Here is a 22,978-nt window from a genome sequence, read left to right as displayed (position 1 = left end):
GTCTTTGGAGGGCGCTGGTTGACCGTCTCGGCTGGCCGTGTAATCTTTATAGAACGAACGGTCGGTAATTTATTCGTGTTCCGGCCCAGCTCCCTGCGAAAAGGATGTTCACATGGTCGAGGCTTTTCTGGTTGGCGGTGCCCGCACCCCGGTAGGGCGATACGGCGGTGCCCTTTCGGCGGTCCGCCCGGATGACCTGGCCGCGCTGGTGGTCCGCGAGGCCGTGGCGCGGGCGGGAGTCGACCCGGACGCGATTGACGAAGTGATCCTCGGCAACGCCAACGGCGCCGGCGAGGAAAACCGCAATGTTGCCAGGATGGCCACCATCCTGGCCGGACTTCCCCTCCACATCCCTGGCATCACCGTGAACCGGCTGTGCTCCTCCGGGCTGAGCGCCATCATCATGGCCAGCCAGATGATCAAGTCCGGCGCCGCCGACATCGTGATTGCCGGCGGCGTCGAATCCATGAGCCGAGCGCCCTGGGTGCAGGAAAAGCCGCAGACGGCCTTCGCCAAGCCCGGCGCCATCTTCGACACCTCCATCGGCTGGCGGTTCGCCAACCCGCTGTTCCAGAAGGGCGAACTCTCCCGGGGTGGCAAGATGACGTACTCCATGCCGGAAACCGCCGAGGAAGTGGGCCGGGTGGACGGCATTTCCCGCGAGGACGCTGACGCCTTCGCCGTCCGCTCGCACGAAAAGTCCCTCGCGGCCATCGCGGCGGGCCGCTTCAAGGAAGAGATCGTCCCGGTGACGGTCAAGACCCGGAAAGCGGAGACCGTGGTGGACACGGACGAGGGCCCCCGCGCCGGCACCACTATGGACGTGCTCGCGGGTCTCCGGCCGGTGGTTCCCGGCGGCTCCGTCGTCACGGCCGGCAACTCCTCCACGCTCAATGACGGCGCCTCCGCCATCATCGTGGCCTCCGAGGCCGCCATCCAAAGGCTCGGCCTCACGCCGCGGGCCCGGATCATCGACGGCGCGTCCGCCGGCTGCGAGCCCGAAATCATGGGCATCGGACCGGTCCCGGCAACCCAGAAGGTGCTCAAGCGGAGCGGGCTCAGCGTCGGTGACCTTGGCGCCGTCGAGCTTAATGAAGCGTTCGCCACGCAGTCACTGGCCAGCATGCGGCGGCTCGGCTTGGACCCGGGGATTGTGAACAACGACGGCGGCGCCATCGCCCTCGGGCATCCGCTGGGTTCCAGCGGGTCGAGGATCGCCATCACCCTGCTGGGCCGGATGGAGCGCGAGGATGCGCGGATCGGCCTGGCCACCATGTGCATCGGCGTGGGCCAGGGCACCGCGATGCTGCTGGAGCGGGTCTGATGGCGGGTCCGGACAGCGCGAACGGACACTTGAGCACCCTGGATTTCAGCACCCTCTTGGTCGAGGAGCGCGAGGACCGCGTGGTGGTGCTCCTGAACCGCCCCGAGGTCCGCAACGCGATCGACCAGCAGATGGTGGATGAGCTCCATGTGGTCTGCACGGTGCTGGAGCGGGATCCGAAGGTCCTGATCATCGCCGGCGTCGAGGGTGTGTTTGCCTCCGGGGCGGACATCGCCCAGCTGCGCGAACGGCGCCGGGACGACGCCCTGCAGGGCATCAACTCCACGATTTTCGTCCGCATTGCCAAGCTGCCCATGCCCGTGATCGCGGCGCTGGACGGCTACTGCCTGGGCGGCGGGGCTGAGCTGGCTTATGCAGCTGACTTCCGGATCGGCACACCCAGTGTCAGGATCGGCAATCCGGAAACCGGCCTCGGAATCCTTGCCGCGGCCGGAGCCAGCTGGCGGCTGAAGGAGCTCGTGGGGGAGCCGGTGGCCAAGGAGATTCTCCTTGCGGGACGCGTCCTGCGCGCGGAAGAGGCGCTGAGGGTCAACCTGATCACCGAAATCCACGAGGCCCCGGTGCTGATGGAAGGTGCCCACAAACTCGCGGACCGCATCGCCCGGCAGGATCCGCTGGCCGTGCGGATTACCAAGTCCGTGTTCCACGCGCCGGCGGAAGCGCACCCGCTGATCGACCAGCTGGCGCAGGGCATCCTCTTCGAGTCGCAGGCCAAGTCCGACCGCATGCAGGCGTTCCTCGACAAGAAGGCCTCCAGCAAGAAGGCCTCGGGAAAAAACTCAGAACAAGACAGCACAGACAGGACCCAGCCATGACCGCCATTCCCCAGCACGTCGGAGTTCTCGGCGGCGGCCGGATGGGCGCAGGAATCGCCCACGCTTTCCTCATCAAGGGCGCCAACGTGGTGGTGGTGGAGCGCGACGACGACGCTGCCGCCGGCGCCCGCACGCGCGTGGCCGATGCCGTTGCGAAGTCCGCAGCCCGCGGGGTGCTCGGCGGGTCGGCCGAGGACGTCCTGTCGCGGTTCAGCACGTCGACCGACTACGCGTCATTTGCCGGGTGCGGCCTGGTGGTGGAGGCGGTCCCGGAAGACTTTGAGCTAAAGATCAGCGCGCTGAAGGCTGTGGAGGAGCAGTTGGCTCCAAGCGCCTTTCTTGCCTCCAACACGTCGTCTCTGTCGGTGACCGATCTCGCGGCCCAGCTGCAGCGGCCCGCGAACTTTGTGGGGCTGCATTTCTTCAATCCGGTGCCGGCGTCAACCCTGATCGAAGTGGTGCTGGCCAAGGAGACGTCGCCCGCCTTGGCGACCACGGCGAAAGCCTGGACGGAAGCGCTGGGCAAGACCGCCGTCGTCGTCAATGACGCTCCGGGGTTTGCCTCTTCACGCCTGGGCGTGGCGATTGCGCTCGAGGCCATGCGCATGTTGGAGGAAGGCGTGGCATCCGCGGAGGATATCGACGCCGCCATGGTGCTCGGCTACAAGCACCCCACCGGTCCGCTTCGTACCACCGACATCGTGGGCCTGGATGTGCGGCTCGGCATCGCCGAATACCTGCACTCGACGCTGGGGGAGCGCTTCGCGCCGCCGCAGATCCTGAAGGACAAAGTGGCCCGCGGTGAACTGGGCCGGAAGACAGGCAAGGGCTTCTTCGACTGGGCGGACTGACCGGCGGGGCTGACTGGCTGGGTGCATCTAGACTCAGGGGATGTCAGCGTCCGAGAGCAATGCCGTGTCCTGGCCCTCGCATCTGTTTGCCGGCCTGATCGATGCAGTGGCTTTCTGGGCCGTGCCCGTGCTCGCGGTGACGCTTGGGGCAGAGCGGAATGGTCCGGGTGCCATGCTCCTCGCCGCGACTTCCTGGGTGGCGCTTCTGCTACTTTTCTGGGCGATGCACGCGAAGGGACACACTCCGGGGTCTGCCGTGTCAGGGTTCCGCTTCCTGACCTGGAAGAACCGGCTTCCGGGCGTGAAGTACGGACTCGCGCTACTGCTCGCGCGCGTCGTGGCCCCTCCGCTGTGGGTGGCGGTTGCCATCATCGCGTCGGACCCGGGCAACGGACCGTTGCCCGGACTCGAGGGTTTCCCCATCGTTGGCGAAAGGACGGGCCAGCGGCGGTTCCTCGAGGCCGCGGACGATTACTGGGAGCGCTGGAGCTAGCCGAAGCGGGTTGCCGGAGCCCGGGAAACCGCCGCTGCGGGGCTCATGCAACGCTGCCGCTCGGCTAGTGCGAGGATGGTGCGGGTGAACGCGATCCAACCAATCACCCTGACGGGCACATATGTCACCCTCGAGCCGCTGGACCACAGTCACCATGATGGACTCGTGGATGCCGCCCGGGACGGCGATCTCTGGAAGCTCTGGTACACGTCCGTGCCTGCACCCCACCAGATGGCGGCCGAGATTGACCGCCGGCTGGCGCTCCAGGAGCAGGGTTCCATGCTGCCGTTCACGACGCGGCTCTTGGATCCGGCAACTGGCGGCCCCGGCCGGGTGATCGGCATGACCACGTACATGAATATCGACGCTGTCACGCCCCGTCTTGAGATCGGCTCAACCTGGAACGGGGCGTCATCGCATGGCAGTGGCAGCAACCCGGATTCCAAGCTGCTGCTCCTGCGCCATGCCTTTGAAACCCTGGGCTGCCCCGCCGTCGAATTCCGCACGCACTGGCTGAACCACCAGTCCCGTGAGGCAATCGCCCGGCTGGGCGCCAAGCAGGACGGCGTGCTCCGCAGTCATTCCCGGACTGCGGACGGCGTGCTCAGGGACACCGTGGTGTTCTCAATCCTCGAACATGAGTGGCCCATGGTCCGTAACGGCCTTGAATTCAGGCTTGCCAAGCAGCGCTAGCCCTGGCCTGTTGGAGCGGCCGGCCGGACTGGCCCGGTTTTCAGCCCCGCAGGCGTAAAAACCGGGCCAGGTCCGCGGCCGGGGGACTCAAAACCGGGCCAGTGCGGCAGGAGCCTCAGTAACCCTGACAGGGCCAGCCTGGACTAGGGCGCCAATGCCGATGCCACGGCAGCCTTGTAGCCGCTGGTGTAGCCGGTGGCGGTCGGGTGGAACGTGTCCAGGGGCTGCGCTCCCGGCGCGCAGGTGGCCGTGAGCTGGCACACCGGCTGAAGCCCCACAATCCAGGGATCGGCAGACCCCACCCCGTGGTTGATGAACTGGTTGGTGACACTGACGTATTTCGTCCGGGTAGCCAGTGCCGAGAGTGCGATGGTCGCATTCAGCAGGTCGGCTGCGGAGTTCATGGTCTTGGCCGCGGTCTTCTGTTCAGCCGTCATGAAATCGTTGGCGGTGAACAGCCGGGGGTATCCCGTGAGCACCACCTTGGCGCGAGGAGCCTTCTGTTTGATCAGCGCCACCATGGCCTTGATCTTCGCGGGCAGCTTGGGGAGTTTCACCGCGAGCGAATTGAACAGCGCGGCCCTGCACCCGGCGGTGGCTGTGGAGGGGACACAGTTGGCCGCCACTGCTCCGGTGTCGATGTCGTTTCCGCCCACCGTCACCGTGATGACGGACGCGTTCGCCAGGAATGGTGATGTGGCCGAATCGAGTGAGGCGCCGGTCACCACCGCTGAGACACCCTCCGTGGTGTAGCCAAAACAGCCCCAGTTGGCGCCGGACAGCTGCGTGGAGTAGGCCGAGACCGTTTGTCGGCAGTCGGTGGGAGCGGGGAACGAATTTGGCCGGTATAGCCCGCCGCCGGTGCCGGCCGCGTACGAGTCGCCCAACCCGATATAGATCGGCTCCGGGTCAGCAGTGGCTGGAGCGGCGGCAAAACCTGCCGTGAGCGCCAGGGCGGCTAGGACACCGGTAAGACGGGCGGTACGACGCTGAAGCATTCGTTAACACAATGAAACCCCCTCATTCAGGGAAAACCATGGACACAGGCGCAGGGAATGCTGCGGGAAAATCGGCAAGCGACGACGAATGCCTGCCCAGCGGCAGGCATGGAATCTGACGGGCGCGGTTCGGCGCTCATTGCCCTAGGGTACGCCGGCAGGGAGGCCCTGAACCGGCCAGCCGGTACTCGCTTTTGGATGGCCTGGACGTCTACTACTTGGACCCGCCCGGTGCCGTCGCAGCGCCGGGTGTGGTTAGCTGGCAGCGTGAACGCGACGGATCAGGCACCTGTGGGCTGGGACGGGGCGGTGAACGCCTGGCGCGTCGCAGGCTCCGTTTTCCGGATGGGGCGGCGCGAATGGGTCACCGAGACCGGCTGGAAAGAGGCCTACGACGACGGCGTCCGCACCATTATCGACCTGCGCAATGCCGCTGAACGGCAGCCCCGTCCCACCGATCCTGACGTGGGCGACGCGCTCGCCGCGTTCGACGTCGTCTTCACCCCCACCGAGGACCCGGACAACCGCGAGTTCAAAACCCTGTGCGATCCGTACCTGAACGATCCTGCCCACTACGCCGCCAACGCCCGCATCTTCCCGGACAAACTGGCCGCTGTGTTCAAGGCCGTGGCCGCCGCGCCCGGCGGAGTGGTGATCCACTGTTCGGCCGGACGGGACCGCAGCGGCATGATCGCGGCCATGCTGCAGGACCTGGCCGGCGCCAGCGATCACGACATCGTGGCCGGATACCAGACCGGAATGCGCGCCATCAACGAGCGTCACCGGACGCTTTGGCCGCCGCACCCGCACGAACGGCACCTCGACGAGGAAACGTTCGCGCCGCTCCTTCAGCGCCGCGGCGCCGTCGTCCTGGACTTCGTACGGGGGCTCAACACTCGGGACTTCCTGTTGCGGCATGGCGTATCTGAACCGGAGCTCGGAGCCATTTTGTCTGCCCTCGGCGCTAGGGTTGCCCTGTGACTTCTTCCGCCTACGGCGCCGCAGCCCGGCGCACGCTTGCCCTGGGGGCGGCGGCAGCGTTGGCGCTCGGTGCTGTTTTCGCTTCGGTGCCGGCTTCCGCTGCGGAAAGCACGACGCCGGCAGCCGCCGGGGGCTCCGCTTCACCGTCCGTTTCGTCCCCGGCGTCCGTTTCGTCCCTGGCGTCTGAGGATTCCGGGGCTGCGGGGTCCGCTGACCAGGCCGCGCCGGTCGCTTGGCCCACGGGCGGAAATGTAGCCGAGGAAGGGCTCGCGGAGGTGGTTCAGCGGGATCTGGGGATGACGCTGGCGGAGTTCAACGCCGCAGGTGCCCAGGGCAAGCGCGCGGCCGATGCCGCGGTCACTCTCCGCGAGCTGCCGGGCTTCGTGGCGATGCGCCTGCACCGAGGCAAGATCCTCGTCGAAGGCACCGGCACCGAATTCGAGACGACGATTGGCGCCCTCAACGCAGCCGATGCTGCCGGCCGGAACGAGTTTGTGCTCGTCCCGCCGGGCACAGATCTTGGGACTACTGCACCGGAATCAACGCGGCCGGCGAACGCGGCGGAGGCATTGTCCGCCCAGGCTACGGCTTCGCAGGCAGCTTCGGGGCAGGTTGCTTCGGGGCAGAGTGCTTCGGCGCAGGGGACCGACGCGGCCAGGTCGCTCCAGGCCACCAGCGCGGAGCAGCTCTATCAGGCATACGTGCGGGATGTTGGGCCAGCCGGGCTTCAGGCCGTGGCCGCCGCGGACGGCAAATTCATCATCCGCACCGGCGGCGTCAATGCGCCCGAGACCGATATTGCTGCCGGCGCCGAAACCGATGCCGGAGCCGCCGCGAAGGAAGACCGCATGTCGGCGGCCGGCCAGGCCGCCCCTACCGGTGAGCCCGCGGCTGCCGGTGTGTCCGGTGTGTCCGGCGAGCCCCGCATGTCGCCGTCGGAGTTCGTGGCCCGGTACGCCAACGTCGTGCTGGAAAAGGGCGGTCCCATCGCCAGCGAGGAGGACTTCCTCGGCGGCCAGGGGTATCGGATCGACGGCGGGATTGTCTGTTCCGCGGGATTCAGTGCCTTCAGCCCGGACGGCAAGCCCCTCGTGCTCACGGCAGGCCACTGCGCGGACGACGGCGCCGCACGGCTGGCCGAGGTGACCCTGCCCGCGGGTGAACCGGCCGGCGGATACCTGGCGGAGAGCGGCGTCACGGGAGAGCTTGGGACCTTCGGTTTCAGCCAGTTCGGCGGGCCCGGCAACGCAAGGATCACGGATCCTGCCAACCCCGGAGCGCCGGGTACCGATATCGCTGCCATTGAGTCCATCCGTTCCGGCCTGGACCTGCTCCCTGCCGCCACCAGGTGGGAGGATCCCGCTGACCTCGGCGCCGGTTCCGTCCCAATCGTGGGCACAGCGCCTCCGCTGGAAGGCCAGGCCGTCTGCCGCTCGGGGCGGACCGAGGGCTGGTCGTGCGGAACCGTGGACGAGGTGGGGATCTACGTCGTCGGCGGAAGCTCCGGCGATCCCGACGACCTCCGGTCTTTCCGTGGGTTCCTGTCCACGTCCGTGCAATCCAGCGGCGGCGATTCCGGCGGTCCCTGGATCAGCGGAAACTACGCCGTTGGAACGCACTCGGCCGGCAACGCAAGGTCGTCCGCAGAGAACTTCGCCGTTGCGGCCACGCTGGAGCAGTCGCTCGCGGTCCTCCCGGGCGTTCAGCTCAGGCTGTTCTTGAATAAACCTGTGCTCACGGGACCCCTGCCGGCTGGGCCGATCGTGGCGGGCCAGCGCATAGAGGGCCGGGGCGCCGCAGCTCCCGCCACTGATGTGCCGGCCGGTACACAAGTCCGGATCACCCTGCCGGGCCGCGAACCGCTGGACGTAGCCGTGGACGCGCAGGGCAACTGGTCCTTCACCGCGCCCGCGTCAGCCACGGAGTTCACGGCACAGGCCATCAACGGCTTCAGCCGCTCCGGCCTCAGCACGTTCAGTACTGTTCCCAAGCCTGCCGCGCCGGAACCGGGCACGCCGTCAAAACCGCCCGGAGCGGTCCAGCCTGCTGTCCCGTCCAAGCCGGCAGCGGCGCACGGGGACCAGTCCGCCGTGCTCACGCCAGCGCCGGAGCCGTCCGTTGTCGCGGCGATGCCTGACGACAGGCTCGCCCGTGCCGCAATCGGGGACGGCGCTGTCACGGCGGGGCTGGCGGACACAGGCGCATCCGGCCTGCTGGTCGCTGGCGGGGTCGCGGGTGCCGCGCTGGTGCTCGGCGGCGTGCTGCTGGTTGCCCTCAGGCGTCGCGGCAGGCGTTAGTCGTTTGTAGCCGCTGCTCAGCCGACTGCGGCGGTCTCATCCAATGTGTGCGGTTCGAAGTGCTGAACGATGTCGCGGTTCGACTGAACGCCTTCGGTGTACGCCGTCGATGCCCGCCACCGCTCAATCTGGTCCACTGAGTCCCAGTGCTCGGTGCTGATGAAGCGGTTGGGTACATCCCGGTCGTGCATCAGCACAGCCTTGCCGTCCGGAAATTCCTTCCGTGTTCGTGCGGCCATGTCCCGCCATGCCTGCACGAAATCATCCTCATGGCCCGGTTTGACGAGCCAGATCCCCAACGTGTCAACTGACATGTTCCACCACCTCCAGGGCGCAATCGCAGTTACCTTGATTATCTTCCGGTGCCGGGGCGCGCGGAAGGTCTCAAACGAACCGTTCGGGGTCCTGCGGTTCCCGGCCACGGGCACGGGGACTAACAGTTCGGGGAATCGTATTCGTAGGCGCCGGAGTCGGCCTTTCCGGTCCCGGCGCAATGCCCGTTCTGCGGCACCGGCAGTCGGTCCAGGTCCACTCCGAATGGACTGCTGCCTACACGGTCGATGGCCGGGCTGCCACTGGTCAGGTGAAGGTTCGTGGGGGCGTTCACGAACAACGCGGGAGCGGTGGTGGAGGTGGGGTCCAGGGTGACGTTGCTTGGCCCGTTGATGACGTTGGCCTGCTCGGTCCAGCCGGAACCGTCCAGCCAGAGGGCGTTGGTCACAGCGACCAGGATGTTGCCCCTGATCACGGTCGACGCAGGGCACATTGCGTGACAGACCACTCCCCGGGAATGGACGCCATCAACCCAGACCGTGTTGAATTCAAAGATCGTGTTGTTGGTCGGGCCGTACTTCGAATCCGGCCCGCGAACAATCAGGCCCGAAGCCTCGGCGCAGTTCGCGCCGCACGATGCGCGCACGAGGTTGTAGCGGAATGCATTGCCGTCCGCGGTTCCGTCCGAGCGGCCGATCTCGGAGAACACGTTGTTGTCGATCGCAGTATTGTGGTGGATTCTGTTGCGGTTGCCGTTGTAGATTTCAAAAGCAGCGCCGTCGCGGCTGAAGTCGTAGGAAAAGGCAGTGGAACCGGTGACCGTGTTGCCGGAGAACTCATTGTCGCTGCCGTTGATGAGCACGCCGAATGCGCCTGAATCGTCGCTGCAATTCGCAGCCTGGGGCGTTCCGCAGTTCGAGCCTGGGGTGTTCACATTCATGACGTTGTTGTCGGTCAGGATGTTGTTGGCATAGTTGCCGAAATCGGAACCGTCACCCACTCTGATGCCCGCGGTGTTGCCGGAGGCCTCGGAATTCTTCACCATGTTGTTGTCGCCGTAAACGCTGAAGCCCGAGTAGCCGCAGGACGTGGCGCGCAATCCGTCCACCACTATGAAGCTGCCGTTGAGCCGGAAGCAGTTTCCGCCCTCACCTCCCGTGACGGTCGGCAGGTTTCCGGTTCCGTAGCTGTTGAGCGTGATCGCTGACGCCGCCGTCCCGCTGTGGTCCAGCACTACGGTGCCGATCCACTCGTCACCCCGGCGGAAACTGACGGAGTCACCGGGTCCGAGCGCGGTTTCAGTTATCTTCGCCAGTGATTGCCACGGCGACTCGGGGGTCGTCCCGGAGTTGCTGTCGCTGCCCGCCGCGCTGAGGTAGTAGTGGCTTCCACTGGTTGATGACGGCAGCGTGGACAGGCCTGCCAGCAGGACACCCACTAACAGGACACCCACTAAGAGGACAGCCGCCAGCACTGTGGCCGCCCTTGTGGAATTCGTGCTCATGATTGCACCTGCGATGACGCGGACATTACGGACTTCGGCGCAGCACCGTCGCTGGCCGCCGTCCGGGAGTAGCCTCCGCCCGGTACGTGATCCGCGCGGCGGCCTGAGTTGAAGACGCGGCCGGATGCAAGGCCGGCGTCCGCCTGCCTTCTATCCGGATGAGCCAGCGTATAAAGCGTCCGGGGGCAAAGTCAACGGTCCGCGTTGACCCATCAAGGATGCCCGCGCTACCGCATGAGGAATCATCAAAACAGCCGGCGAGGCCGCACGCGGACCGGAGCCAGCATGCTGATGAGCAACACGGCGGTCACTGACCCGGCGGCCATGATGGAAGCCAGCACCACGATCTGGAAACGCCCCGCCTCCAGCGGCGAGAGGCCGCCGAAGATTGCGCCGACGAACGCCCCCGGCAGCGTGACCAGGCCGGTCGTCTTCGTCTGGTCAGTCGACGGTATGAGCGCCGCGTACACGGCGCCGCGTGCCATCCCGCGGGTGGCCTGCCGGGCAGAGGCGCCCAGCGCCAGCCATCCTTCGACCTCGTCCCACCGTTCGATCACTGCCTCGTTGAACCTGCGGCCGGCCAGCGCCGCGATGGCCATGGAGTTTCCGATCACTATGCCGCCCAACGCCAGCCCATAGCGCGGCGTGAAGTCGATTGCACCCGTGGCGAAAACGATGACCAGGGAAACCGCGATGCCCGCAGCCATCGAACCGGCAACCATCGCCAAATGCCGCCAGTCCCAGCCCAGACGGCGGGTGGCCGTCATGGTCGCCACACCAAACATGACTGCCAGCGCCACAGCCACCCAGCCGGCGCTGACGATTACTGCTCCCAGGATCAGGCTGACCGCGGCGAGCTGCGCCGCTCCGCGGAGGATGGCGAATGCCGGCGCGGCAGCGTGCGGCACGCGGGAGCTTGCGAGGACCGCAGCCGACACGGCCATCAGGAGGCCAACCGCAAAGAGGGTCGGGGCCAGGACGCCAAACTCGGTCACGTGGTCAGCCTATCCGCGCGAACTGCGGAACCGCGCGAATCACAGAACCGTGGAGGCTTAGTTTTTCCGGTCCAGCAGCAGGTTGGTGATCCGTAGCGTGCAGAGCCGCTGGCCGTCGTCGTCGGTGATCAGCACCTCGTGGGTGGTGAGCGTCCCGCCCAGGTAGATGGGGGTGGCTGTGATGGTGATGAGGCCGTTGCGCGCCGACCTGTGGTGCGTGGCCGAGACGTCCACGCCCACGGCCGTCTTGCCCAGCGTGCTCGCGTGGATCACCGCCGCCCATGACCCCACGGCTTCGCCCACCGCCAGGGATGCGCCGCCGTGAAGCAGGCCGAAGGACTGCCGGTTACCTTCCACGGGCATGGTGGCCACCACGCGCTCGACGGATTCTTCGACGATTTTCACGCCCATCTTCTCGTCGAGTTCCCCCAGGGTGATCTTCCACAGCTCAGGCTGCTTGGTTTTCAGCTCGGCGTCGCGGGGCTCGGGCGTCATAGGGTCTCCTCAGAACAGTGTGGGAACGCGGCAGGTTGCCCGGCCGCTGTGCTCCGCTCCTAGTGTGCAGCAAGGCACATTCATGTACTGTAGACATATTACCGAACGGACGGTCAGTAATGCGCTGGCCGGTTTGCCGGATCGCCCGGATTTCTTTGTTCCGCGTTGGAAGGACCCGTCAACGATGACCACAACCGCTACCGCTCCCAAGCCCTCCCTGGACACAGTTGAGACCGTGCCCAGTTTTGTGCAGGACTCCTGGTGGACCCCCGACGCCGGTTCGGTGGCTTCCGCCGTACCCGTGCGTGATGCGAGCACCGGGGAGATCCTCGCGAAAGTGAGCAGCGAAGGCCTGGACCTGGCCGCCGTCGTGGATTACGGCCGCACCACCGGCCAGACGGAACTCGGCAAGCTCACGTTCCACCAGCGCGCCCTCAAGCTCAAGGAGCTGGCGCAGTACCTGAACGCCCGCCGTGAGCACTTTTACGCGTTCTCCGCGCAGACCGGCGCCACCAAGATCGACTCGATGATCGACATCGACGGCGGCATCGGCGTGCTGTTCACCTTCGGTTCCAAGGGGCGGCGCGAGCTCCCCAACTCTCAGGTTGTGGTGGACGGGCCCATGGAGGTGCTGTCGAAGGACGGCTCGTTCGTCGGCGAGCACATCTACACCCGCATCCCCGGCGTCGCCGTGCAGATCAACGCCTTCAACTTCCCGGTCTGGGGCATGCTGGAAAAGCTCGCGCCCGCGTTCATCGCCGGCGTTCCCACCATCGTCAAGCCCGCCACTCCCACCGGCTACGTCGCCGCGGCCGTGGTGAAGGCGATCATCGAGTCCAACATCCTGCCCAAGGGATCCCTGCAGCTCATCTCCGGCTCGGTCCGCGGGCTCCTGGACGTGCTGGACTACCGCGACCTCGTGGCGTTCACGGGCTCGGCGTCCACCGCGCAGTCGCTCAAGTCGCACCCCAACGTCGTCCAGGGCGGCGTGCGCTTCACGTCCGAGACCGATTCGCTCAACGCCGCCATCCTCGGCCCGGACGCCGTCGAAGGCACCCCGGAGTTCGACGCCTTCATCAAGTCGGTCGTCACTGAGCTGACCGTCAAGGCCGGCCAGAAGTGCACCTCCATCCGCCGCGCCATCGTGCCGCAGGAGCTGGTGCCGGCGGTCATCTCCGCGATTGGCGCCCGGGTTGAGCAGCGTGTGGTGCTCGGCGATCCGCGCGCCGAGGGGGTCACCATGGGCGCCCTCGCCTCGCTCGAGCAGCTGGCCGACGTCCGCGCCGCGGTGCAGTCCATGCTCGACGCCGGCGGCGAGCTTGCGTACGGAACGCTGGATTCGCCGTCGGTCACCAGTGCGGACGGCGCAACGGGCGTCGTCGACGGCGGCGCCTTCATGTCCCCGGTGCTGCTGAGCTGGGCGGACGCCGAGACTGAACAGGTCCACTCGCTGGAGGCGTTCGGCCCGGTGTCCTCGGTGATCGGGTACAAGGACATTCCCGACGCCGTCCGCCTCGCCGCCCGCGGCGGCGGCTCGCTCGTCGCGTCGGTCTGCACCAACGATCCCGCCGTCGCGCAGGAACTCGTCACGGGCATCGCGGCCCACCACGGCCGGGTGCTGATGCTCAACCGCGAAGACGCCCGCAGCTCCACCGGTCACGGGTCCCCGGTTCCGCACCTGGTCCACGGCGGACCGGGCCGGGCCGGCGGCGGCGAGGAGTTGGGCGGCATCCGTTCGGTGATGCACCACATGCAGCGCACGGCGATCCAGGGCTCGCCCAACATGCTGACCGCCGTCACGGGCGTGTGGCACACCGGCGCGGACCGGAACTTCACCGTGGAGACGGAGGGCGCCCACCCGTTCCGGAAGTCGCTGGAGACGCTGCGCATCGGCGACGCCGTCCGCTCCGAGCTGCGCCAGGTCACCCTGGAGGACATCACCGCGTTCGCCAATTCCACGGGCGACACCTTCTACGCGCACACCAACCAGGAAGCCGCGGAGGCCAACCCGTTCTTCCCGGGCATCGTGGCGCATGGCTACCTGCTCCTCAGCTGGGCCGCGGGCCTGTTCGTGGAGCCCGCCCCGGGTCCCGTCCTGGCCAACTCCGGCCTCGAGAACCTGCGCTTCATCACTCCGGTGGCCGCGGGGGACTCGATCCGCGTGACGCTCACGGCCAAGAAGATCACCCCGCGCGAGACCGACGAATACGGTGAGGTTGCCTGGGACGCCGTGCTGACCAACCAGAACGACGAGATCGTGGCCACCTACGACGTCCTGACCCTCGTGGAGAAGTAGGCCACGACGCTCTCTCACTTCCTGCGGGGTTCCCCCCCATCGCTCTCTCACTTTCTGCGGGGTTCACCCCAACGCTCTCTCACCCAGTGAGAGAGCGTTGGGGTTTGGGGCGCGGGATGTGAGAGAGCGTCGGGGATTTTCCGGTAGCAAGTGAGAGAGGGGTTTGGGCGTGTTTGAGCGGTGCCTGGGAGCAAATTTAGCCTGATCTTTCGCGGGTGACCGGGCGTAAAATGTCCCCCGTAGGAGGTGGCGAAATGACCCTAGTACTAAACACAGCCACAACTGTCCTGCCCGTGGATGACAAAGAGCGCGCCCGTCGTTTTTACGCGGAAACACTTGGACTCCCTCATCGTGGCGTGGCAGACGACGGAAGCGAATTGTTCGGCAGTGAAGGCGGCCCCATGCTGCAGCTGATGCCTGTCAGGGACGGCAAGCACTCTGAGCACACCACGTTGAGTTTTGAGGTTCGCGACATCGAGCGGACGGTCCAGGACATGGAGTCCAAGGGCGTCCGGTTCCAGGACTATGACCGCCCGGATCTCAAGACCGAGAACCACATCTGTACAACCGACGCCGAGAAGTGCGCCTGGTTCATGGACACGGAAAACAACATTCTCTGCGTCCACGAAACGCTGGGGCAGCAGGCCGAATACCAGCTCTAACGGATCCCCTTGCTCCCGCAGCAGTTCCTTTCCAAACCCTTCCTCACCTTGTGAGGGAGGGTTTGGTTTTGGGTCGCGGGATGTGAGAGAGGGTTCGGGTTTATTCGCGGGAAGGTTCGGCGTTAGGACCAGGGCGTGACCGGATGCCCCTGCGGTTCGCCGTCCACGGTTATGTCCGCGCGCTCGTTGAAGAAACTGACCAGCCCGTGGATCTGCTGGGCGTCCATGTACCGGGAATCGTAGGCCCACGCGATGTTCTTGCCGCGGGCCGATTCCGGGAAGCTCCAGTACTTCGCCTCACCCTTGTAGGGGCAGACGGTCCGGTGCTGGCTGGCCTCCAGCAGGTCCAGCCGGACGTCCGCGGGCGGGATGTAGTAGCGGACCGGCAGCAGTGTCTCGTACAGCAGCTGGGCCCCCACGGTATCGGCGAGCTTCACGCCGTCGAGCGTCACCTCCACGCGCCTCAGCGTGCTCCGGATGTCCACGCGGTGGAAGGGATCGCGGGGGTGGCCGATGATTTCCTCATGCTCCTCCAGCCAGTCGAAAGCCCAGAAATCCAGGATCACGTAGCCGTCCAGATCGGGGTCGGCAGGGCGGAACGCGGCGTGCGGCGCGACGAAACCCGCGGCCACGACGTCCAGCTCCTCGCCCGGGGTGGTGTGCCGCCGGAAGCCTGTCCTCGGGTCGAGCCCGGGCGGGGCGTCCCCCCTGATGCGGATGGGGAGCTCGTCCGATCCCCGGCCGTCGCCGGTCCCGCTGTGGGCCCCGAGCTGGAGCCTGGCCAGCAGGTCCTCGTCGGGGACGGCGTACACCGGGGTGACCCGTTTCGGTTCCCACACGATGAGCGCCCTTTGGGTATCGACGACGGGACTTGCGTCGAGGCTGGCGCGGACCCTTTTGGCGGTGGGTTCGTAGCGCAGGTCCGGAAACGCGCCGAACAGGAGTTCGGATACCTTCGTAGCCATGCATTTAGCGTGGGCGCGGCAGTGAGCCGGCGTCAACGGCCAATTCGTGGCGCGGCGTCAGGACTGCGCGTGGAGGCCGTCGAACGCGATGGTGATGACGTCGTCGGCGAGCTTTTCCGGTGAGAGCGAGCCGCCTGGCTTGTACCACTCCACGATCGAGTTGATGGTGCCGAACAGCAGGCGGGTCACGGTGCGGGGGTCGATGTCCTGCCGCAGCGACCCCTCGTCCCGGGCGGCTGAAATCAGCCCTGCCACCTTGTGGTCGAAGGCTCGCCGGCGTTCCATGGCATTGCGCTCGATGTCCGTATTTCCCCGGAGCCGCAGCAGCAGCGTGACGAACGGCAGCCGCTCCACCAGGACGGCAATGGTCTGGCGCAGCACGAACTCAAGCCGCGCATCTGCCGCCCCGGAGGTGGCACCCGGCTGGTCCAGGATGGCCTCGAGGCCGCCCAGCGCGTGGTCCAGGGCGAGCTTCAGGAGATCGCCCTTGGACGGCACGTGGTGGTAGATTGCCGATTTCGAGATGCCCAGGTTCTCGGCGAGGATACCCATCGAGGTGGCATCGTAGCCGTGGCGGTTGAAGACGTCGACGGCGATCAGCAGCACGGATTGCTGGTCGTATCCGGGGCGGCCGCGTTTCGTGGGAGCTGCTGTACTGGGCATACCGGCTATTTTCTCATGAACGTTCGGTCAACGTGCGCAGGCACGTCCGCGGCCGGCCGGAACCGGGCACGGACGGCCACGCGCGGCACAGGCTAGCCTTTCGGCCGGAGGTCGTAGATCCGGCGCAGCTTGCCGCTGGAACGCTCGAGCGACCCGGGCTCCACCACATCCACCGTGCACGAAGAACCCACGTGGATCTTGATCTGCTCGCGCAGGGTGCGGGCCGCCGTCGTGCTGTCTTCAGCGGTGACGTTGTCCCGGCGTTCGATCTTAACCGTCAGCTGGTCCATCCGCTGGCCCTCGGGGCGGGTGAGCACGAGCTGGAAGTGCGGGCTGAGCTCGGGGATGCGCAGGGCGATTTCCTCGATCTGGGACGGGAAAAGGTTCACGCCGCGGAGGATGATCATGTCGTCACTGCGGCCGGTGATGCGGCCCATCCGGCGGTGGGCCGGGCGGGCGGTGCCGGGGAGCAGGCGCGTGAGGTCCTTGGTGCGGTACCGGATGATCGGCAGGGCTTCCTTGGTGAGCGAGGTGAAGACGAGTTCGCCGTGCTCGCCGTCGGCCAGAACGTTTTCCTTGCCCGGCGCGGGGTTGAACGGGTCGATGATTTCCGGGCGGAAGTGGTCTTCCCAGATGTGGCTGCCGTCCTGTGTTTCCACGCATTCGCCGGCAACGCCCGGGCCCATGACCTCCGAGAGGCCGTAGATGTCGCAGGCCTTGATGTTCATGGTGACCTCAAGCTCGTGGCGCATTTCCTGCGTCCACGGCTCGGCGCCGAGCACCGCGTACTTCAGCGACGTGGAGGTGGGGTCGATGCCCATGTGCGCCATGGCGTCGGCGATGGTGAGCAGGTAGGTGGGCGTGGCCAGGATGACGTCCGGCTCGAAGTCCTGGATCATCTGGATCTGGCGCTCGGTCTGGCCGCCGGACATGGGGATCACCGTGCAGCCCAGTGCTTCGGCGCCGGCGTGGGCACCCAGCCCGCCGGTGAAGAGGCCGTAGCCGTAGGCGTTGTGGACCTTCATGCCGGGGCGGACGCCGGAGGCGCGGAGGCAGCGCGCCACGAGCTTGGCCCAGTCGGCCAGGTCCTGCTTGGTGTAGCCGACGACGGTGGGCCGGCCGGTGGTGCCCGAGCTGGCGTGGATCCGCGCCACCTCGCTCTGCGGCACCGCGAACATGCCGAACGGGTATTCGTGGCGCAGGTCTTCCTTGGTGGTGAACGGGAAGTTGCCGAGGTCGGCGAGTTCCCGGAGGTCCGACGGGTGGATGCCGGCGTCGTCGAACTTGCGCTTGTACAGCGGCACGCGGTCGTAGGCGTAGGCAACGGTGTGCTGCAGCCGGCTGAGCTGGAGCGCCTCGAGCTCGTCCCGGGACATGGTCTCCTCGGGGTCCAGCACGGCGTCGGTGGCGTGCGCGGCCGTGGCGGATGCGGCGTTGGGATCAGTGGCGTGGAGGGTCATGATGTGTTCCTACTTCTTGGGGATGGTGCGGCTGCGTCCGCGGAACTCGGCTATGAGCTCGCCCGGCAGTTGGGTGCCGGGGCCGGCGGCGAAGATTTGGATGTCGTACAGGCCGCTGCGGCCAGCGCTTGAGCGGCGGTCGGCGACGGCGGTGATCACCTGACCCTGGTAGGCCGGCTTGAGGAAGTTGATGTCGACGCCGGACGCAACAGTGATGCTGTCGGTCTCGGTCCCGGCTGCGCCGGGTGGCGGGCTGGCGGGATTGCAGGCGAGGGCGAAGGCGGTATCACCGAAGGCGAAGATCATTCCGCCGTGGGCCATGCCGAAGCCGTTGAGCATTTCCTGCCTAAGGGTCATGCGGATGGTGGCGTGTCCGTCGTCCAGCTTGAGGACTTCGATGCCCATCCACTCAGAGGCATAGTCATTCTCAAGGATCTGGTGGGTTGCACCGGGAATTGTCGTTTCAGCCACGCGTCATTGCCTCCAGCTTTATTTACCGAATGTTCATTAGGTAATCCCATTGGGGGCCTTCGTGTCAAGGGTGCGGGCCAGTCGTCCGGGTCCCGCGTAGGCAATTGCCACGAGCGCGGCAAGCACGTGGAGCAGTGCCAGGGTCCACCACAGCGTGAGGTAATGCGGGCCGGCCAGTGCCGGGAAAAGAAGGGCCCCGGACGTGTTGAACGAGGCGTGGAACAGCATGCAGAGGGGCACGCTTCCGGTGCCGGAGGAGCGCTCTTCGGTGGCGGTGCTCTTTGTGGAACCAGTGCTGTTGTAGATCCAGGCCAGCAGCACGGATTGGGCGATCAGCATGAGCAGGAAGGGAACTGGCGGCCGTTGCCCGGTGGGGTCCGATACGAGCTCCGGCAGGTGCCAGAGCGCCCACACGACGCCGAGGAGGAGTGCTGCGGCGAGCGCGGTGTGGTTCTGTTGCATCAGGGGCAGGGCGTAGCCGCGCCAGCCCAGCTCTTCAAACAGGCCCACGATCACCAGGGTTGAGGCGAACGTGCCGATCAGCATGAACCAGCCGGGGTTCGGGCCCAGGTCCGGCGCCGGGGCGCCCCCGGCCACCGTGAGCGCAGCGGCGGCCAGGACCAGCAGGCACGGCAACGCGAGGGCCACGATGTACCAGTGGACCGGGACGCGCCACCGCACGAGCTGCCGCACCAGCCGGAGCAGGCCCTCCTTGCCGCCGCACAGGAACGCCACCGTTACCGCCGCAAGTGCAGGCCCGAACGGGACCATCGGAGAGCTGTCCGGATTGAGCAGGGTCAGCGGCCACACCCACCACGAAATGACAAAGGCAAGCCCGAAAAACAGCGCGAGTCTCTGCCGGGCTGGCCAGGCGCGCCGGTTTTGCCACACGGGCCAGCTGGGCCAGTCATGCTTGGCGGGCCACCGGCGCCAGTCGCGCCACCCGCGCCAGTCGCGCCACCCGCGCCGGGCAGGGCGGGCCTGCCGAGGGGGCTGGCCCTGCGGCGGAGGGCCGTGGCGTTCAGCCGGCAGATGGTGAGCCATGGCCGGCCTCGGCGCGGGACGTTACGGGGGACCCAGGAGAGCTCATCAGCAGTGCCGTCGTTCGGAATCGCCGGTTATGGAGGGGCTCGAGGCGCTGGCCCGCCGCGTGCCCGATGGAGCGCTGAGCCGCTGACGTGGGAATCAACACCATTGTCTGCTCCCGAAAGTCGGCGAACAAGTGAAAGTATGGAGGAGCGGCGGGCTCCGGTGCGGCGGCGTGCTTTGAGGGGGGTACTCCCTAAGGAGCACCTCCTCAAAGCACGCCGCCGCAGCACGCTCCGCGCAGGACCTTCCAACCAGAGGACTGATCATGGCCAAAGGGATATATGTCAGTGCGACCACGCCGGGTTCGGGCAAGTCGCTCATAGCGCTGGGCCTCGCGGACACGCTCCACCGGCATGCGGACCGGATCGGCTTCTTCAAACCCGTGGTCCATGGAGACGACGCCGGGGCGGACCCCATGGTGGCACTCATGAAGTCCCGCTTCGACCTCGAGGACCAGCGCTGCCGCGGCGGCCTCACCTTCACAGAGGTCCGCAGCCTGCTCGCAGAGGGCAAGCGCGAGGACATCGACGCCCGCTGCGTGGAGATCTTCGCCGAGATGGGCCGGCACTGCGATGTGATCATCGTGGAGGGGACTGACCTCACCGGCCACGAGGCCGCCGTCGAATTCGACCTCAACGCCCGCCTCGCCAACAACCTGGCCGCCCCCGTAGTGGCCGTGGTGGGCGCGAAGGGGCGCAGCGTCGCGGAGACGGCCGCCGCCGTCGACGTCGCACGGAAGGAGCTGGCGGCGGAGAAGTGCACGCTGCTGGCCATCATGGTGAACCGCGCCGATCAGAAGGACGTGGACGCGATCGCTGCCGCTGTGAAGCCCGGCGCCTCCGGCCGTCCAGTGTACATTTTCCCGGAGCTCGAGGACATTGCCCGGCCCACCACGGGCGAGGTGGGCGCCGCCCTGGGCATCCGCCAGATTGCCGGCCGCGCGGACATGGAGCGCGACGTCCGGGACGTCAAAGTGGCCGCCATGAACGTGGGCAACTTCCTGAACGTGCTCCACGACGGCGCGCTGGTGATCGTCCCGGGCGACCGGGCCGACGTGATGGTGGCCTGCCTGGCGTCGTCGTTCTCCCCGGAGTTCCCCGTGCCGTCCGCGCTGATCCTCACCGGCGGCCTGGCCCCGGACGCCAACATCTACCCCCTGCTGGCGTCCGCCCCGTTCCCGGTGTTCGACACGACCGACGACACCTACACCACGGCCCGCCGGGTTTCAGAGGTCCGCAGCGAGATCTGGAGCGGGCACCGCCGGAAGGTGGCGTCCGCCCTTGGCCTGTGGTCGCGGCGCGTGGACGAGGCCGAGATCCTCGAACGCCTGCACCTGCCCCGGGCGGAGCGCATGACGCCGCTGCGGTTCCTGCACGACCTCATCGAGCGGGCCCGGTCCCAGCGCCGCCACATCGTGCTGCCGGAGGGCACTGACGTCCGCATCCTCCGGGCCGCCGAGATCCTCTACCGCCGCGACGTCTGTGACCTCACGCTGCTCGGCCGCGAAACCGACGTCAGGGAGCTCGCAGCCAGCCGGGGCATCGACCTGTCCGGCATCAACATCGTGGATCCTGCCACGTCGGAGCTGCGCCAGGAATTCGCGGAGAAGTACGCGGAGCTGCGGGCGCACAAGGGAGTGGACCTCGCCCGGGCGCTGGAAGTCATGCTGGATGGCAGCTACTTCGGCACCATGATGGTTCAGCTGGGTGTGGTGGACGGCATGGTGTCCGGAGCCGCGCACACCACGGCCCACACCATCCGCCCGGCGCTGGAGTTCGTGAAGACCCGCGAGGGCGTGAAGATCGTATCGTCGGTGTTTTTCATGCTCATGCCGGACCGCGTGCTGGTCTATGGCGACTGCGCCGTGAATCCGGACCCGAACGAGGAACAGCTGGCCGACATTGCGCTGGCCTCAGCGGAAACCGCGGCCCAGTTCGGCGTGGACCCCCGGGTGGCCATGCTGTCCTACTCCAGCGGCGGTTCCGGTTCGGGCGAGGCCGTGGAGAAGGTGCGGGTGGCCACCGAGCTGGTGAAGAATCGGCGGCAGGAGCTGCCCGTGGAGGGCCCCATCCAGTACGACGCCGCCGTGGACGCCGCAATTGCCGCATCCAAGATGCCGGGCTCGTCCGTCGCCGGCCAGGCCACCGTGTTCATCTTCCCGGACCTGAACACCGGCAACAACACGTACAAGGCGGTGCAGCAGACCTCCGGTGCGGTCGCCGTCGGGCCCGTCCTGCAGGGACTCCGCAAGCCGGTCAACGACCTCTCCCGCGGCTGCACGGTGGAGGACATCGTGAACACGGTGGCCATCACCGCCGTCCAGGCGCAGTCGACGGCGCCGGAGTCCACGGCGCCCCAGTCCAAGGAAGAACCCGCAGCAGCATCCGTCCCGTCCGCAGAAGCCAAGGCTTAGGAGGCCCCATGCTCGTGCTCGTCATCAACTCCGGCTCGTCCTCGCTCAAGTACCAGGTGCGCGACGTCGCGGCCGGCAGCATCCTCACGGAGGGGCTGATCGAGAGGATCGGCATGTCCAACGGAGGCCAGGGCGACGGCGAAGTGGTGGGCCCGGCGGACCATGCCGAGGCCCTCGAGCAGGTGGACGCCGCCATCCACGAGGTGCTGGGCGACCGGGAGCTGGACGCCGTGGGGCACCGCGTGGTCCACGGCGGCGAGCGGTTCGGCGAGCCCGTGCTGATCGACAACGAGATCACCCGCGCCATCGAGCGCCTCAACCCGCTGGCCCCGCTCCACAACCCCGCCAACGTGCTGGGCATCCGCGCCATCGCCAAGAAGTGGCCGGACATGCCGCAGGTGGCCGTGTTCGACACCGCCTTCCACCGCACCCTGCCCGAGCACGCCTGGCGCTACGCCGTGCCGGACGAGCTCTACACCAACCACGGGATCCGCCGCTACGGCTTCCACGGCACCTCGCACGAATACGTCACGCACAAGGCCGCGGCCCTGCTGGATATCCCGGCGGAGGAGTTCGACGGCGTGATCGCCCACCTGGGGAACGGCGCCTCGGTCACGGCGATCCGGGGCGGCAGGTCCGTGGACACCTCCATGGGCTTCACGCCGCTGGAGGGCCTGGTCATGGGCACCCGCTCCGGCGATCTCGACCCGTCCATCCTCGTGTTCCTGGCCCGCGTGGGGTGGAACGCGGAGGACCTGGACACCATGCTGAACCGCGAATCAGGGCTCAAGGGCCTGGCCGGCAACAACGACATGCGCTCGGTGGTGGAGGCCTCCGAGGCCGGCGATGCCAAGGCTGCCATGGCGCTCGCCGTCACGTCCTACCGGCTGGCCAAGTACATCGGCGGCTACCACGTGGCCGTGGGCGGGGCGAAGGCGCTGGTGTTCACGGCGGGGATCGGCGAGAACTCGCACCAGTTCCGTTCCCTGGTGGGGGAGCGGCTCGGTGCGCTGGGCATCGAGCTCGACGCCGGCCTGAACGGTCAGCGGTCCAAGGAACCCCGGGTGATTTCCTCCGCGTCCTCCGCCATTCCGGTTCTCGTGGTCCCCACGGACGAGGAGCGCGCCATCGCGGAGGCGACGGCCGCCGTCGTCGGGGGTTAACCCGTCCCAAACGCGCCCCGGACCCGGACCCCGAACCCGGCCCGAACCCGCGCCCG

Annotated in this window: 21 protein-coding genes; 11 read left to right on the top strand and 10 right to left on the bottom strand. The window is 67.2% G+C overall.

The window, feature by feature from the left end; genetic code table 11:
• Window positions 1-112: 112 nt before the first annotated feature.
• The 5 genes from J7I89_RS17155 to J7I89_RS17135 all read left to right on the top strand — a co-directional run bounded on the left by J7I89_RS17155 (window position 113) and on the right by J7I89_RS17135 (window position 4,197).
• Complete coding sequence (locus J7I89_RS17155) at window positions 113-1,324, top strand: acetyl-CoA C-acyltransferase (RefSeq protein WP_214972854.1); 1,212 nt, start codon at window positions 113-115, stop codon at window positions 1,322-1,324.
• Window positions 1,324-2,160 carry an enoyl-CoA hydratase/isomerase family protein gene (locus tag J7I89_RS17150; RefSeq protein WP_214972853.1) on the top strand — a complete coding sequence of 279 codons (837 nt, stop codon included), beginning with the start codon at window positions 1,324-1,326 and terminating at the stop codon, window positions 2,158-2,160. The genes J7I89_RS17155 and J7I89_RS17150 overlap by 1 nt, the downstream gene beginning before the upstream one ends.
• Window positions 2,157-3,011, top strand: coding sequence for a 3-hydroxyacyl-CoA dehydrogenase family protein (locus J7I89_RS17145; protein WP_214972852.1), 855 nt, complete (start codon window positions 2,157-2,159; stop codon window positions 3,009-3,011). Before J7I89_RS17150 ends, J7I89_RS17145 begins: the two co-directional genes overlap by 4 nt.
• Before the next feature lie 40 nt (window positions 3,012-3,051).
• Window positions 3,052-3,504 (top strand): hypothetical protein, encoded by a 453-nt coding sequence (locus J7I89_RS17140; protein WP_214972851.1) that lies wholly within the window; start codon window positions 3,052-3,054, stop codon window positions 3,502-3,504.
• An 84-nt stretch (window positions 3,505-3,588) separates the two neighbouring features.
• Window positions 3,589-4,197, top strand: a complete 609-nt coding sequence (locus J7I89_RS17135; RefSeq protein WP_214972849.1) for a GNAT family N-acetyltransferase — start codon at window positions 3,589-3,591, stop codon at window positions 4,195-4,197.
• Window positions 4,198-4,340: 143 nt separating this feature from the next.
• On the opposite strand, the gene J7I89_RS17130 is transcribed toward J7I89_RS17135, so the two are convergent.
• Entirely contained in the window at window positions 4,341-5,195 is an 855-nt protein-coding gene (locus J7I89_RS17130) for a GDSL-type esterase/lipase family protein (protein WP_214972848.1), read from the bottom strand.
• Between the two features lie 267 nt (window positions 5,196-5,462).
• Between J7I89_RS17130 and J7I89_RS17125 the strand changes: the two genes are divergently transcribed.
• Both J7I89_RS17125 and J7I89_RS17120 read left to right on the top strand, forming a co-directional pair.
• Window positions 5,463-6,176 carry a tyrosine-protein phosphatase gene (locus J7I89_RS17125; RefSeq protein ID WP_308159950.1) on the top strand — a complete coding sequence of 238 codons (714 nt, stop codon included), beginning with the start codon at window positions 5,463-5,465 and terminating at the stop codon, window positions 6,174-6,176.
• Window positions 6,173-8,473 carry a trypsin-like serine protease gene (locus J7I89_RS17120; RefSeq protein WP_308159949.1) on the top strand — a complete coding sequence of 767 codons (2,301 nt, stop codon included), beginning with the start codon at window positions 6,173-6,175 and terminating at the stop codon, window positions 8,471-8,473. Before J7I89_RS17125 ends, J7I89_RS17120 begins: the two co-directional genes overlap by 4 nt.
• A gap of 17 nt (window positions 8,474-8,490) precedes the next feature.
• Here the strand turns inward: J7I89_RS17120 and J7I89_RS17115 are convergent, their stop codons facing one another.
• From J7I89_RS17115 to J7I89_RS17100, 4 genes are all read right to left on the bottom strand, one after another.
• On the bottom strand, window positions 8,491-8,787 hold the full coding sequence (locus tag J7I89_RS17115; RefSeq protein WP_214972845.1) for an antibiotic biosynthesis monooxygenase family protein: 297 nt from the start codon (window positions 8,785-8,787) through the stop codon (window positions 8,491-8,493).
• Window positions 8,788-8,906: 119 nt separating this feature from the next.
• A complete protein-coding gene (locus J7I89_RS17110) occupies window positions 8,907-10,250 on the bottom strand; it encodes a hypothetical protein (RefSeq protein WP_214972844.1) in 1,344 nt (447 codons plus the stop codon).
• A 245-nt stretch (window positions 10,251-10,495) separates the two neighbouring features.
• Entirely contained in the window at window positions 10,496-11,245 is a 750-nt protein-coding gene (locus J7I89_RS17105; RefSeq protein ID WP_214972842.1) for an ABC transporter permease, read from the bottom strand.
• A 57-nt stretch (window positions 11,246-11,302) separates the two neighbouring features.
• Complete coding sequence (locus J7I89_RS17100; RefSeq protein ID WP_214972840.1) at window positions 11,303-11,740, bottom strand: PaaI family thioesterase; 438 nt, start codon at window positions 11,738-11,740, stop codon at window positions 11,303-11,305.
• A 184-nt stretch (window positions 11,741-11,924) separates the two neighbouring features.
• On the opposite strand from J7I89_RS17100, the gene paaZ reads away from it, so the two are divergent.
• Both paaZ and J7I89_RS17090 read left to right on the top strand, forming a co-directional pair.
• On the top strand, window positions 11,925-14,036 hold the full coding sequence (gene paaZ, locus J7I89_RS17095; protein ID WP_214972838.1) for a phenylacetic acid degradation bifunctional protein PaaZ: 2,112 nt from the start codon (window positions 11,925-11,927) through the stop codon (window positions 14,034-14,036).
• Between the two features lie 254 nt (window positions 14,037-14,290).
• Entirely contained in the window at window positions 14,291-14,698 is a 408-nt protein-coding gene (locus tag J7I89_RS17090) for a VOC family protein (RefSeq protein ID WP_214972836.1), read from the top strand.
• Between the two features lie 122 nt (window positions 14,699-14,820).
• Here the strand turns inward: J7I89_RS17090 and J7I89_RS17085 are convergent, their stop codons facing one another.
• The 5 genes from J7I89_RS17085 to J7I89_RS25660 all read right to left on the bottom strand — a co-directional run bounded on the left by J7I89_RS17085 (window position 14,821) and on the right by J7I89_RS25660 (window position 19,301).
• On the bottom strand, window positions 14,821-15,663 hold the full coding sequence (locus J7I89_RS17085; RefSeq protein WP_214972830.1) for a DUF427 domain-containing protein: 843 nt from the start codon (window positions 15,661-15,663) through the stop codon (window positions 14,821-14,823).
• A 57-nt stretch (window positions 15,664-15,720) separates the two neighbouring features.
• Window positions 15,721-16,326, bottom strand: a complete 606-nt coding sequence (locus J7I89_RS17080; RefSeq protein ID WP_214972828.1) for a TetR/AcrR family transcriptional regulator — start codon at window positions 16,324-16,326, stop codon at window positions 15,721-15,723.
• A 92-nt stretch (window positions 16,327-16,418) separates the two neighbouring features.
• Window positions 16,419-17,786, bottom strand: a complete 1,368-nt coding sequence (gene paaK, locus J7I89_RS17075) for a phenylacetate--CoA ligase PaaK (protein WP_214972826.1) — start codon at window positions 17,784-17,786, stop codon at window positions 16,419-16,421.
• A 9-nt stretch (window positions 17,787-17,795) separates the two neighbouring features.
• Window positions 17,796-18,257, bottom strand: coding sequence for a hotdog fold thioesterase (locus J7I89_RS17070; RefSeq protein WP_214972824.1), 462 nt, complete (start codon window positions 18,255-18,257; stop codon window positions 17,796-17,798).
• Between the two features lie 36 nt (window positions 18,258-18,293).
• The gene (locus J7I89_RS25660; protein WP_214972822.1) at window positions 18,294-19,301 is read right to left on the bottom strand and encodes a CPBP family intramembrane glutamic endopeptidase; all 1,008 of its coding nucleotides are present in this window, start codon (window positions 19,299-19,301) and stop codon (window positions 18,294-18,296) included.
• A gap of 310 nt (window positions 19,302-19,611) precedes the next feature.
• On the opposite strand from J7I89_RS25660, the gene pta reads away from it, so the two are divergent.
• Together pta and J7I89_RS17055 are read left to right on the top strand one after the other, a co-directional pair.
• The gene (gene pta / locus J7I89_RS17060) at window positions 19,612-21,759 is read left to right on the top strand and encodes a phosphate acetyltransferase (RefSeq protein ID WP_214972820.1); all 2,148 of its coding nucleotides are present in this window, start codon (window positions 19,612-19,614) and stop codon (window positions 21,757-21,759) included.
• A gap of 8 nt (window positions 21,760-21,767) precedes the next feature.
• Entirely contained in the window at window positions 21,768-22,922 is a 1,155-nt protein-coding gene (locus J7I89_RS17055) for an acetate kinase (protein WP_214972818.1), read from the top strand.
• The last annotated feature ends 56 nt before the right edge of the window (window positions 22,923-22,978 follow it).

Origin of the sequence: Arthrobacter sp. ISL-5, from assembly GCF_018613835.1 — a bacterium.
Classification (GTDB): domain Bacteria; phylum Actinomycetota; class Actinomycetes; order Actinomycetales; family Micrococcaceae; genus Arthrobacter.
The sequence above is the reverse complement of the archived record's forward strand: the minus strand, read 5'-3'. Positions and strand labels throughout refer to the sequence as shown.